Source organism: Sphingomonas sp. BK580 (genome assembly GCF_014194975.1).
GTDB lineage: Bacteria > Pseudomonadota > Alphaproteobacteria > Sphingomonadales > Sphingomonadaceae > Sphingomonas.
The window spans coordinates 46,074-58,254 of sequence record NZ_JACIAY010000011.1 but is presented as its reverse complement, the minus strand read 5'-3'; the positions used below and the strand labels follow the sequence as shown (position 1 = coordinate 58,254).

Sequence of the window (12,181 nt, the reverse complement as noted above, 5' to 3'; positions counted from 1 at the left end):
CATGATCGGTCGCATCGTCACCCTCTCCGTCGAGAAGCGTTGGCTAGTCCTGCTTCTCACCGTCGCCGCTGCGCTGCTCGGGATAGGCGCGCTGCGCCAACTCCCGATCGACGCCGTTCCCGACATCACCAATAACCAGGTGCAGATCAACGTCGTCGCCCCTGCCCTTTCCCCCGACCAGATCGAGAAACAGGTCGCGTTCACGGTCGAAACCGCGCTCGCCGGCATCCCTGGCCTCGAATATACCCGTTCACTCAGCCGCAACGGCTTCGCCCAGGTCACGGCCGTCTTCACCGAGAAGACCGATATCTACTTCGCCCGTCAGCAGGTGGCGGAGCGGCTGCGGACTGCGGAGGAAGACCTTCCCGAGGGCGTAAACCCTGAAATGGGGCCGATCGCGACCGGGCTCGGCGACATCTTCATGTGGACGGTCGAGTACCGTGAACTGGATCAGGTCCATCACCGCAACGGTGAGCCCGGTCTGCAACGCGACGGCAGCTACATCACGCCGGAAGGCGATCACCTCGTCAGCGAGGCCGACAAGGCCACCTACCTGCGCACTGTCCAGGACTGGATCGTCACGCCGCAGCTCAAGAGCACGGAGGGACTGGCGGGGGTCGACTCCCTTGGCGGGTACACCAAGGAATATCTCGTCGTCCCCGACGTGCAGCGCATGGCCGCAATGCGGCTGACGCTGCAGGATCTCACCACGGCGCTGGAGCGCAACAACACCAGCGCCGGCGCCGGTGTCGTCAACCGTAACGGCGAAGGGCTCTCTGTCCGCTCCGACGGGCGCGTGCGCAACGCCGACGAGCTTGCCCGAACCGTCGTCGCCACCCGCGAGGGTGTGCCGATCCTGCTCAACCAGATCGCAACAGTTCGGACCGGCCAGGCTCTGCGCATGGGCTCCGCGTCCGAAAACGGCCATGAGGTGGTCGTCGGGACCGCCGTCATGCGGATCGGCGAGAACAGCCGTACCGTCTCGACCGGGGTCGCCGAACGGCTGACCCAGATCGGCCGCTCGCTGCCGGTCGACGTTGTCGTGAAACCGGTGATGAACCGCACCGAGCTGGTGAACTCCACCATATCGACGGTCGCCCGCAATCTCGCCGAAGGCGCGCTGTTGGTCATCGTCGTCCTGTTCGCCTTGCTCGGCAACTTCCGGGCGGCGCTGATCGCGGCTCTCGTCATCCCGATCACGATGCTGCTCACCAGCATCGGCATGTTGGAGGCGGGCGTTTCGGCCAATCTGATGAGCCTCGGCGCGCTCGACTTCGGCCTGATCGTGGACGGTGCCGTCATCATCGTCGAGAACGCATTGCGGCGCCTTGCCGAAGCCCAGCATGGCCGGGACGGCGAACTGACGATGGAACAGCGGCTCGGGCTGGTCGCCGCGTCCGCCCGCGAGATGATCCGTCCGTCCGTTTACGGGCAGGCGATCATCATCCTGGTCTATGCGCCCTTGCTGACCTTCACCGGTGTCGAGGGCAAGATGTTCGAGCCAATGGCGCTCACCGTCATCATCGCGCTCGTGTTCGCCTTCATCCTGTCGCTGACCTTTGTGCCCGCGGCGATCGCCATTTGGCTCAGCAAGCGGGTGGAGGAGAAGGAAAGCCGGGCCGTGACGTTCCTTCGACAGCGCTACGAGCCGGGGCTCGATGGGGCGATGCGTCGCCCGACGCTCACCATCGGCATTGCGGTCGGCGCTTTGGCGCTCGCCGGTGTCGCCTTCACCACCTTGGGGCAGGAGTTCCTGCCGCAGCTCGACGAGGGCAATATCCTCGTCCAGGCCGTGCGGATCCCGGGCACGTCGGTCGACCAAAGCCAGGCGATGCAGTTCCAGGTCGAGAAGGCGTTGGCCAAGGTGCCGGAGGTCCGCTTCGCCTTCTCGCGCACGGGCACCTCCGAGATCGCATCGGACCCGATGCCAGCGAACGCCACGGACACCTTCGTTATCCTGAAGCCGAAGGCGCAGTGGCCCGATCCAGGTCTCTCCAAGGAAGAGCTGGTGGAGCGTCTGGAGAAGCGTCTCTCCACCCTCCCCGGCAACGCCTACGAGATCACCCAGCCGATCCAGATGCGGTTCAACGAGCTGATCGCGGGCGTGCGCGGCGACATCGCCATCAAGGTGTTCGGCGACGATTTTGGCGAGATGAATGCGACCGCGGACCGGATCGCCGGTATCCTTCGCCGGACCCGGGGTGCCGCAGACGTGCGGGTCGAACAGACCGAGGGCCTGCCGATGCTCGACATCCGGCCGAACCGCACCGCCATGTCGCGCGTCGGCGTAACCGCCGGCGACGTGCAGGACACGGTTGCCGCAGCCATCGGTGGCCGGCAGGCTGGCATGATCTTTGAGGGGGATCGCCGCTTCCCCGTCATGATCCGAATGGCCGAAAGCTCGCGCTCGGACCTCACGGCGGTCGCTCAGGTGCCGGTACCGACTGCCGGTGGTGGCTTCGTACCGCTGTCGACCGTCGCCGATATCGCTGTCGTCGATGGACCGAACCAGATCAGCCGCGAGAATGGCAAGCGGCGTGTGGTGGTGCAGGCGAACGTCCGTGATCGTGACGTGGCGGGCGTCGTTGCCGATGCCCGGGCGGCGATCGACACTCAGGTGAAGCTGCCGGCAGGAACGTACCTCGAATGGGGCGGTCAGTTCGAGAACCTTGCGTCCGCTCGGGACCGGCTCGCTATCGTGGTGCCGATCTGTTTCGTGGTCATCATGCTGCTGCTCTATGGGGCGCTCGGCTCCGTTCGGGATGCGCTGATTGTGTTCACCGGCGTCCCTCTGGCGCTGGTGGGAGGGGTGCTCGCGCTTGTGCTGCGCGGGATGCCCTTCTCCATTTCCGCGGCCGTCGGCTTCATTGCGCTATCCGGCATCGCAGTTCTCAACGGGTTGGTCATGGTGACGTCCATCCATGACCTGATGCGCGATGGCATGGATCGCGCGGCTGCGGCGCATCGAGGCGCGCTGGCCCGGCTCAGGCCTGTCGCGATGACTGCGCTTGTGGCTTCACTCGGTTTCGTACCGATGGCGCTGGGACATGGAGCGGGCGCCGAGGTGCAAAAACCGCTCGCAACCGTGGTTATTGGCGGCCTCATATCCGCGACGCTGCTCACATTGTTCGTGCTGCCGACGCTCTATGCCCGTTTCGGCAGCCGAGAGCTGCCGGTCCCGGAAAGCGATCGGCAAACTGCCGCTCCTGACGAGAAGGTGCCGGCATGAGCGAAGAGAGCTTCGACCTCGACACGGCCGAGAAGCGCCGGACGCTTTGGATAGTCCTGTTGCTCAATCTGGGCCTGGCGGCAGGCTTCGGGGTGTCCGGCGTCATGGCGGATTCCAGCGCCCTGATCGCAAACGGCTTGGACAACGCCTCCGATGGCATCGTCTACATCATCAGCTTGCTTGCCCTCTCGCGCTCACAGGCGTGGAAGCGGGGGGCCGCGGTGACATCGGGCATCCTGCTGCTGCTCTTTGCCGCGGGTGTGCTGCTCGATGCCGGGCGGCGCTATTTCTCGGGAAGCGAGCCGATCGGCCCCACTATGATCGGGATGGCGATCATCGCGGCGGTCGTTAACGGGCTTTGCTTGTGGCTGTTGAAGCGATTGCGCGAGCCCGATGTGAATATGCGCGCTGCGACAACCTTCAGCCTCAACGACTTCGTGTCCAATGGGGGCATCATTCTAGCCGGCGTGATCGTCGTTTGGACGGGCCAGAACTGGCCTGACCTTATCGTCGGCATCGCTGTTGCCGCTATCGCGGTGAAAGGCGGCCTCGAAATCCTGCGAGACGCTCGCTCGGACGCGGGCACGAAAGGAGCCAATCAATGAGCGCAGGCCATGACCATGGGGGGCATGCCCACGACCACACCGCTGGCGCGAATGCCCAGATGCTGAGCTGGGCGCTGGCGCTCACGACCGCCTATCTGGTTGCCGAGGTTGTTGGTGCGTTCGTCTTCAACAGCCTCGCGCTTCTATCTGACGCAGCGCATATGCTGACAGACGTGGCAGCACTGGTGATTGCGCTGCTCGCGATCCGGTTCGGACAGAAACCGGCCGACGACAAGCGGACGTTCGGCTATAAGCGGTTCGAGATCCTGGCCGCTGCTTTCAACGCCCTGCTGCTCTTCGGTGTGGCGATCTACGTGCTGGTGGAGGCGGTGCAGCGCTTCCGCCAGCCCGAGGCGGTCCAGTCGACCGGGATGATGATCGTCGCCGCGATCGGCCTGGTGGTGAACCTCATATCCATGAAGCTGCTCACGTCGGGCAAGGATGCGAGTATGAACGTCAAGGGCGCCTACCTTGAGGTCTGGGCCGACATGATCGGGTCGGTAGGCGTGATCGCGGGTGCGCTCGCGATCCGGTTCACCGGTTGGACGTGGGTCGATCCGATCGTCGCGGTGGGGATCGGCTTATGGGTGCTGCCCCGAACATGGGTGCTGCTCCGGGACACGACCAACGTGTTGCTCGAGGGCGTTCCTGGAGGGATCAAGCTGCCCGAGTTGCGTGCCGGCATCGCCGGCCTGTCCGGCGTGGCTGGCGTCCACGACCTCCATGTCTGGTCGATGGCCTCGGACGACATCAACTGCACCGCACACGTCACGCTTGCCGAGGGTGCCGATGCCGATGCGGTCAGGAAGAGGGTCGCGGACATGCTCGATAGCCGGTTTGGGATCGAGCATTGTACGATCCAGACCGAGGCAGCGGCCGAGCTGTGCGCGGACACAGGGCACCTGCACCCGTGAACGCGCGGTGGCCATGAGAAAGCCGCGGCGCTGGACGGAAGAAGCCGACGCAGAGCTTCGCCAGCGGATCGTCGCGAAACAGCCATTGGCGACGATCGCGAGGGAGATGGGTAGAACGATGGATGGCGTTCGGGGGAGGGCGGCTGCGCTGCGGGTCGCCCTTCCGTCTCCTACGCGGCCCTGGCGTGAAACAGTGAAGCGGGGGCCTGCGCCGAAGCCGATGAAGGATCAGGCTAAAGGTGACGAATGAAGGCACCCGGCTGAGGGACGAGCCGGCGCCGTGCGTACTCCTCAGTGGGCGGGGGCTCACGCGGAGAATGACCGATGCACCATCAGATGAGCGCGGAGATGCAGGCTTGCATGGACGCCTGTCACCACTGTCACGTCACCTGCCTTTCGATGACCACGCAGCATTGCCTTCAGGTGGGCGGCGCACATGCCGCGCCCGACCACATCAAGATCATGCTCGACTGCGCGCAGATTTGCGCCACCTCACTCGACTTCATGGCCCGCGGGTCCGACCAGCATAAGGTCGTATGCGGCATCTGCGCTCAGATCTGCCGGGCTTGCGCGGAGAGCTGCCGGGGGCTCGACGGCATGGAAGAGTGCGTCGCCGCGTGCGAGCGTTGTGCCGACGCATGCGAGAAGATGGCCGCCTGATCTTTGACGGGCGGGTGGCGATCGGCCGCCCGCTCCTCACATCGCCGTTGCGGGGGGCTCGAGCATCCCCAGCCAGGCGACCAGCGCCAGGATCGTGATGGCACAGCTCGCCTCGATCGCGAGGCTGCGCCGCAGAGCACCAAGCGTGGCCCGATGATCGCCCGCGGCAATCGAGCGCTCGAAAGCCGGCGTCAGCCGGAAACGATTGAGGGAGGCCAGCCCGAGCATCGCGCCAAACAGTACCAGCTTGGCGAGGAGGAGCTGGCCGTAAAGGGTGGTCAGAAGTCTCGGTAAATTGCCGGCACCGACCAGCAGCCAGCCATTGACCAGGCCCGTCACAACGATCGTGCCGACCACGAGCGTGCCGACCAGACCGAAGCCGTGCAACGCCCGGTGGGTCAGTCTGAGATGCGCGACGTCGACGCGAACTGCCGGTCGCACCACGAGCAGCGTCAACCCGAGCAGTGCGCCGACCCAGGCTCCGGCCGCCAACAGATGCAGAATATCGGCCAGCAGATGGACCCAGCCCGTCGCGCCCTCATCCATCGCGCCATGGCCTGTCCAGGCGAGCGTCGCGAGCGCAATGCCCGCCGTGAGCGCCACCATGCCGAGCGGCGCGGTACGTCCTGCCGCGATCAGCGCGGCGATCACGGCCACAATCAGCGCGACCATGCGCGCTTCCCACGCCGTGCCCGTCGCGGAGCCGGTGATCAGCATTCCGATCGCTTCCCGATCGATCGGCCACGGCGGCGCTCCAGCCATTGCCGCGGCGAGCAGGACGAGCGCAATGCCTGAAAACAGAAGGCCGAGCAGCCCGGTCCCCACCAGCCAGGGGCGCAAGGCGAGTGCGTCTGCGCGCTTCCCGGCCTTGAGCCCGTAGAGGCTGAACGCCGACAGGCCGAACAGCCCGCTCAACGTCGCATAAAGCGCGAAGCGGACCCCGATCAGCGGCCAGTCGGCATCCACCTTACTTCACCGCGAAGGCGAAGTTGCCCGACACCCGATGCGTGTCGGCCGAGACGACGTGCCATGCGACGCTGTAGCGGCCCGCGCCGAGCGGCGACTTGGGCACCACGACCAGCGTTCGGCCATCGGGTGCAACCTGGGTGGTGGTTGCAACCTTCATCGGTGGGTGCGTGGTGCCGCCATGGCCCGTCATCATCAAGTCCGCACCGGAGAATTTCGGCATCAGCCTCTCGCTGAACTGCAAAGCGACACGCGCGGGCTTGGCAACGGTCGCGTTGGGCGCGGGTGAGGCCACAACGAGCTTCGGGTGAGCCTGCGCCGCACTGGCGAGGCTCAGGAGAGTGAGGGCGGCAGGAAGGGCGAGACTACGCATGGGGTACTCCGACGAGGTTCGTGCACCCTTCTACGCGGCGCGCTGCCCGACCCCTCACCGGCGGTTGAGGGATGATGGGCAGCGATGCGTATCCGATGATAGAGGGGCGGAGTGGAAAGCATGGACGATCTAGACAGAGCATTGGCGCGACTAGCGGGCGCACCCGCCCCGGCCGCTTTGGAGGGTATCGAGGACCAAGTCCTCAGACGGATCGGCAGCCGCCCCGCCGTGCGCGGAGCCGGGCTCGGGATCGGTGTGATAACCGCCGCGGCGCTCGGTATCGGGATCGTCGGTGCCGAGCTGCCTGCGACGGCAAGCCCTGCTGTCTCGCTGGCGCCGCTCGGCGGAGCCTCCCCCCTTGCCCCTTCCGCGTTACTGATCGGCGAGCCATGACCTCGACCAAGCGGGTTGTCCTGTGCGCCTTGCTCGCCTTCCTGGCGGCGATTGGTGGTGTCTTTATCGGGCGCGCGCTGCTGCCGCAGCCCAAGCAACCCGGTGCGGCGCTCCACGAGGTGCTGCACCACAAGCTCGCGCTCGATGGCGACCAGCAGGCCCGATTGAAGGTGCTCGAAGACCGGTTCGCGGTGCAACGCCGCGCCCTCGAGCTGGAGATGCGTGCCGCCAATGCCCGCCTTGCCGAGGCGATCGAGGCCGAGCACGGCAATGGTCCGCGGGTGGCCGCTGCGGTCGACCAGAGCCATGCCGCGATGGGCGAGCTGCAGAAGGCGACGCTGGCGCACATCTTCGCCATGCGTCAGCTTCTCCGGCCCGATCAGACCTCTCAATTCGATGATGCGGTGGTGAAGGCGCTCACCGACGGCCAGGGGTGAGCCTCGATTGGACCGCGTTGTCGGATGGCGAACTGGCGACGCTCAGCATCGCCGGCCGACAAGCCGCTTTCGCCGAGATCGTGCGACGCTATCGGCAGCCGATGTTCCGGCTTTCGCGCGCCTTCCTCGGCGACGCCGACGACGCGCTGGACGTGACCCAGGAAGCGTTCGTGGCCGCACATCAGGCCTTGTCGCGCTACGATCCCAACCGATCGATGCAGGCGTGGCTCACGACCATCGCCGTCAACAAATGCCGCGATTGGGCGCGCAAGCGTGCCGTGCGCCGGTTTCTGTCGTTCGCGCTGCCGAACGACGAACACGTCCAGAGCATCGTCGACGAACAGGTGCCGATCGACGACGCAGCCGGCGATCGGCAGGAACTCGATCGTGTGACCCGCGCCATCTCAACCTTGCCCGCGAACCTGAAGGAGCCTTTGGTACTTCGGACGATCGAAGGCCTGAGCCAGGCCGAGACGGCCGAGGTGCTGGGGATCAGCCAGAAGGCGGTCGAAACCCGCCTCTATCGCGCGCGAGCACGGCTACTCGAAAATCTAGGGAACCGCTGAGGGCTGGACGGATCGGCCGCGTAGAAGAAGCGACGGCCCCTTCACGGCCACATTCTTAGGAGCTTGCATGTCGCGCGTTCTCGACCGCCGCCAGGTGCTGCGCGGTGCCAGTCTGGCAGGCGGAGGCCTCGCCTTGTCGGCCTATATGCCAGCATGGGCGCAGCCCGTGTCCGCCGGCATCGCCAAGCCGTTACCCACGGTGTCGGGCGAGGACATCACGCTGAAGGTCGCGCACCAGATGATGATGATCGACGGGCGCCAGAGCCACGCCATCGGCATCAACGGCACCGTGCCCGCTCCGCTCATCCGCCTGCGTGAGGGACAGAACGTCCGGCTCCACGTCGTCAACGAGCTCGACGAGGAAACCTCGATCCACTGGCACGGGCTGCTGCTCCCCTTCCAGATGGACGGGGTGCCCGGGATCGCCTTCCCCGGCATTCCGGCGCGGTCGACCTTCACCTACGAGTTCCCGATCATCCAGAGCGGGACGTACTGGTATCACAGCCATTCCGGGCTTCAGGAGCAGGAGGGGCATTACGGCCCGATCCTGATCGATCCGAAGAACCCCGACCCCGTGCAGTTCGATCGCGAGCATGTGGTCGTGCTGTCCGATCACAGCTTTCACCACCCGCACTACCTCTTCGATCGGCTGAAGAAGGAGTCGGGCTACTTCAATCGCCAGCGTCAGACCCTGGCCGGGCTTCTCGCCGGCAAGGATCAGTCGCTGAAAGAGCGGTTGGAGTGGGGCAAGATGCGGATGGACCCCGCCGACGTCGCCGACGTCACGGGCTCGGTCTACACCTACCTGGTCAACGGCTACGGCCCCAAGGACAATTGGACCGCGCTGTTCCGCCCCGGCGAGCGGGTACGGCTGCGTTTCATCAACGCCTCGTCGATGACCACCTTCAACGTCCGCATTCCGGGCCTGCCGATGACGATCGTCGCGGCCGACGGCTTGAACGTGCGCCCCGTCGAGATCGACGAGTTCCAGTTCGGCCCGGCCGAAACCTATGACGCGATCGTCACCCCGCCCGACCTGCGCGCCTATACGCTGGTAGGTGAGAGCGTCGATCGCTCCGGAATGGCCCGCGCGACGCTCGCCCCGCGTGAGGGCATGGCGGCCGAGGTGCCCCCGCTCCGCAAGCGCCCGCTCGCGACCATGAAGGACATGGGCATGGGCGGCATGGATCATGGCACGATGGATCACGGCGCTATGGATCATGGTGCCATGGGCGCCGCCGCGGGATCGATGTCCGGCATGGACCATGCTGCGATGGGGCATGGCGCAGGCACCGGCACGATGCCGGGTATGGATCATGCGCAGATGAACCACGGCGCGGCCGGCGCCACGGCAGGCGGCATGGCGGGCATGGACCACGGCCAGGCTCAGGGCGGCGCCATGGCAGGAATGGATCACGGCTCCGGCACGATGCCCGGCATGGCAGGCGATCAGCCGATGGCCGGCATGGACATGGGAGGCATGGACATGGGCAACATGAACATGCGCGACTTCTCGAAGGCACCGGAGGTCAAGAAGGGACCGGGCGTACAGACCATCTCGCCGATGCCGGTCGATCGGACCGGCGATCCCGGGCAGGGGCTGGAGAACGTCGGGCACCGCGTTCTCACCTATCGCGACCTCATGGCGCTCGACCGCAACCCAGACACACGCGCACCGGAGCGGGAGATCAAGCTCCACCTCACCGGCAACATGGAGCGCTACATGTGGGGCTTCGATGGCGAGAAGCTGTCGGAGAACCCCGACCCGATCACGCTGCTCCACGGCGAGCGGGTACGGGTGACGCTCATCAACGACACGATGATGGGGCATCCGATCCACATCCACGGCCACTTCTTCGACTTGGTGACCGGCAAGGGCGCCTACGCGCCCCGCAAGCATACAGTGCTGGTGCAGCCGGGAGGCACGGTAAGCTGGGACGTGACCGGCGAGGAAGGCGACTGGGCCTTCCACTGCCACATGCTCTACCACATGCACGCGGGCATGATGCGTGTCGTCCAGGTCCGCAAGGCCGGGGAGGCTTCGGCGTGATCCGGGCGCTCCTCCTCGCCGGTATGGCGCCGCTCGCCCTTGCGACACCCGCATTCGGGCAGACCATGGACCATTCCATGCACAACATGCCGGGTATGACGATGCCGGCAAAGCCGGCGGCCAAACCGGCCGCCAAGCCGAAAGCGAAGGCTGCGGCCAAGCCCGCGACTAAGCGTAAGGCCCCTGTCCGACGCACCGCGCCGCGGCGCGCGCCACCGGCGACGACGCAGGCTCCCGACCCTCATGCCGGACATGACATGAGCGAAATGCAGGGGATGGATATGGGCGGTCAGCAGCAGGCTGCGCCCACCCAGGACCCGCACGCCGGGCACGATATGTCCGCCATGCCCGGGATGGCGGCATCGACAGGTGCGGGGCAGGACCCGCATGCCGGCCACGACATGAGCGCGATGCCGGGCATGGCGATGCCCGGCGATCAGCCCGCTGCCAAGGTCGGAACTGACCTTCCCCCCGGCAACAAGCCCGCTCCCGCCCCGGCCGGCGACCACCTCGCCGATCGCTTCTGGGGCGCCGACGCCATGGCCAGCTCGCGCGAGAACGATCTGCGCCGCGAGCATGGCGGGATGACCGTCTACCAGGTCCTCTTCAACCTCGCCGAATATCAGGCACGCAAGGGCGGCGACGGCTATCGCTGGGACGAAGAGGCCTGGATCGGGGGCGACATCAATCGCTTCACGTTGAAATCCGAGGGCGAAGGCACGTTCGGCAAGCCGCTCGAACAGGCCGAGGTGCAGGCGCTCTACAGCCGCGCGCTCGATCCCTATTGGAATCTCCAGGCCGGCGTTCGCTACGACTTCAAGCCCAACCCCTCGCGCACCTACGCGACGGTAGGGATCGAGGGGCTGGCCCCCGGTTGGTTCGAGGTAGAGGGCGCATTGTTCCTCTCCGACAAGGGTGACGTGCTTGGCCGCGCAGAGGGCTATTACGACCAGCGCATCACCAACTGGTTCGTGCTGCAGCCCAGGGTGGAGGCCAATTTCTCCGCGCAGGACGTGCCCGAAACCGGCACCGGCTCCGGGCTCACGGACCTCGAGGCCGGGCTTCGGCTTCGCTACGAGGGCCGGCGCGAGTTCGCGCCCTATATCGGCGTGTCGTGGGAACGGCAGTTCGGCGACACCGCGCGCTTCACCCGCGCACGCGGTGACAATACGGGCGGCTTCAGCTTCGTCGCGGGCGTGAGGACCTGGTTCTGAGCCCGCGGCTCCGCCTCCATGTCGGGGCAAGCAAGGTTCACCGCTGGCTTGCGCTCCTGATCGGGGCACAGGCGATCGTCTGGTTCACCAGCGGGCTCGTCATGAGCCTGCTGCCGATCGACACCGTGCATGGCGATCACCGGATCGACCGGAACGTGGAACCAGCCCTGATCGCCACCCAGAATTTCGCGCCCGTCCCTGCCCTTATCGCATCGGCCGGAGCGCCGGTGCGTCAGCTTCAGCACCGGATGCTGCTGGGGCGGCCGATCGTCGAAGCCCAGCTCGGCGACGGCAAGGTGCGTTTGCTGGACGCCCGCACCGCAAAGCCGTTGCCCCCGGTCGACGGCGCGGCCGCAGCGCTGATCGCAAAACAGGCGTATCGCGGCGAAACTGGTTCGGCGCCCGTCGTCGAGCGGATCGATCGCCCGAGCACCGAGTACCGCGGTGCCCTCCCCGCCTGGCGGGCCTCGTTCCCCGATGACGACGGGACCCGCATCTACGTGGCGGCGGAGACTGGCCGGCTGACTTCGGTGCGAACCGGCACGTGGCGGCTCTACGACTTCTTCTGGGGCCTCCACATCATGGATTGGACCGAGCACGAACGGTTCAACACGCCATGGCTCAACGCTTTCGCAGCGGGCGGACTCGTGTTCGCCGTCGCCGGGGCGATCCTGCTCTTCATGCGCTGGCCCCGTCGACGCCGCAGAAAAGCTCAAGGGGTCCGCTAGAGAGCCGCGTATCCTTCAGTGGGTGGGGCCGAACAGGAGAGCGCGA

General features: G+C 66.3%; 11 protein-coding genes. 9 read left to right on the top strand and 2 right to left on the bottom strand.

Annotated elements, in window-relative coordinates:
- The first annotated feature begins 1 nt into the window (after position 1).
- The 4 genes from FHY05_RS17355 to FHY05_RS17340 all read left to right on the top strand — a co-directional run bounded on the left by FHY05_RS17355 (position 2) and on the right by FHY05_RS17340 (position 5,408).
- On the top strand, positions 2-3,229 hold the full coding sequence (locus tag FHY05_RS17355; RefSeq protein WP_183945696.1) for an efflux RND transporter permease subunit: 3,228 nt from the start codon (positions 2-4) through the stop codon (positions 3,227-3,229).
- Positions 3,226-3,834: a cation diffusion facilitator family transporter gene (locus tag FHY05_RS17350; RefSeq protein ID WP_085809865.1), complete on the top strand. Its 609-nt coding sequence runs from the start codon at positions 3,226-3,228 to the stop codon at positions 3,832-3,834. The genes FHY05_RS17355 and FHY05_RS17350 overlap by 4 nt, the downstream gene beginning before the upstream one ends.
- Positions 3,831-4,748: a cation diffusion facilitator family transporter gene (locus tag FHY05_RS17345; RefSeq protein WP_183945695.1), complete on the top strand. Its 918-nt coding sequence runs from the start codon at positions 3,831-3,833 to the stop codon at positions 4,746-4,748. Before FHY05_RS17350 ends, FHY05_RS17345 begins: the two co-directional genes overlap by 4 nt.
- A gap of 324 nt (positions 4,749-5,072) precedes the next feature.
- Positions 5,073-5,408 carry a four-helix bundle copper-binding protein gene (locus tag FHY05_RS17340; RefSeq protein ID WP_085809864.1) on the top strand — a complete coding sequence of 112 codons (336 nt, stop codon included), beginning with the start codon at positions 5,073-5,075 and terminating at the stop codon, positions 5,406-5,408.
- A gap of 36 nt (positions 5,409-5,444) precedes the next feature.
- On the opposite strand, the gene copD is transcribed toward FHY05_RS17340, so the two are convergent.
- Entirely contained in the window at positions 5,445-6,374 is a 930-nt protein-coding gene (copD, locus tag FHY05_RS17335) for a copper homeostasis membrane protein CopD (RefSeq protein WP_183945694.1), read from the bottom strand.
- Position 6,375: 1 nt separating this feature from the next.
- The gene (gene copC, locus FHY05_RS17330; RefSeq protein ID WP_041043251.1) at positions 6,376-6,747 is read right to left on the bottom strand and encodes a copper homeostasis periplasmic binding protein CopC; all 372 of its coding nucleotides are present in this window, start codon (positions 6,745-6,747) and stop codon (positions 6,376-6,378) included.
- Positions 6,748-7,136: 389 nt separating this feature from the next.
- On the opposite strand from copC, the gene FHY05_RS17325 reads away from it, so the two are divergent.
- The 5 genes from FHY05_RS17325 (at position 7,137) to FHY05_RS17305 (ending at position 12,135) form a co-directional block, all read left to right on the top strand.
- Complete coding sequence (locus FHY05_RS17325) at positions 7,137-7,577, top strand: periplasmic heavy metal sensor (RefSeq protein WP_041043253.1); 441 nt, start codon at positions 7,137-7,139, stop codon at positions 7,575-7,577.
- The gene (locus FHY05_RS17320) at positions 7,574-8,143 is read left to right on the top strand and encodes an RNA polymerase sigma factor (RefSeq protein ID WP_183945693.1); all 570 of its coding nucleotides are present in this window, start codon (positions 7,574-7,576) and stop codon (positions 8,141-8,143) included. Before FHY05_RS17325 ends, FHY05_RS17320 begins: the two co-directional genes overlap by 4 nt.
- A 67-nt stretch (positions 8,144-8,210) precedes the next feature.
- Entirely contained in the window at positions 8,211-10,193 is a 1,983-nt protein-coding gene (locus tag FHY05_RS17315; RefSeq protein WP_183945692.1) for a copper resistance system multicopper oxidase, read from the top strand.
- Positions 10,194-10,216: 23 nt separating this feature from the next.
- Positions 10,217-11,407, top strand: coding sequence for a copper resistance protein B (locus FHY05_RS17310; protein ID WP_183945788.1), 1,191 nt, complete (start codon positions 10,217-10,219; stop codon positions 11,405-11,407).
- On the top strand, positions 11,398-12,135 hold the full coding sequence (locus tag FHY05_RS17305) for a PepSY domain-containing protein (protein WP_183945789.1): 738 nt from the start codon (positions 11,398-11,400) through the stop codon (positions 12,133-12,135). The genes FHY05_RS17310 and FHY05_RS17305 overlap by 10 nt, the downstream gene beginning before the upstream one ends.
- Positions 12,136-12,181: the final 46 nt, after the last annotated feature.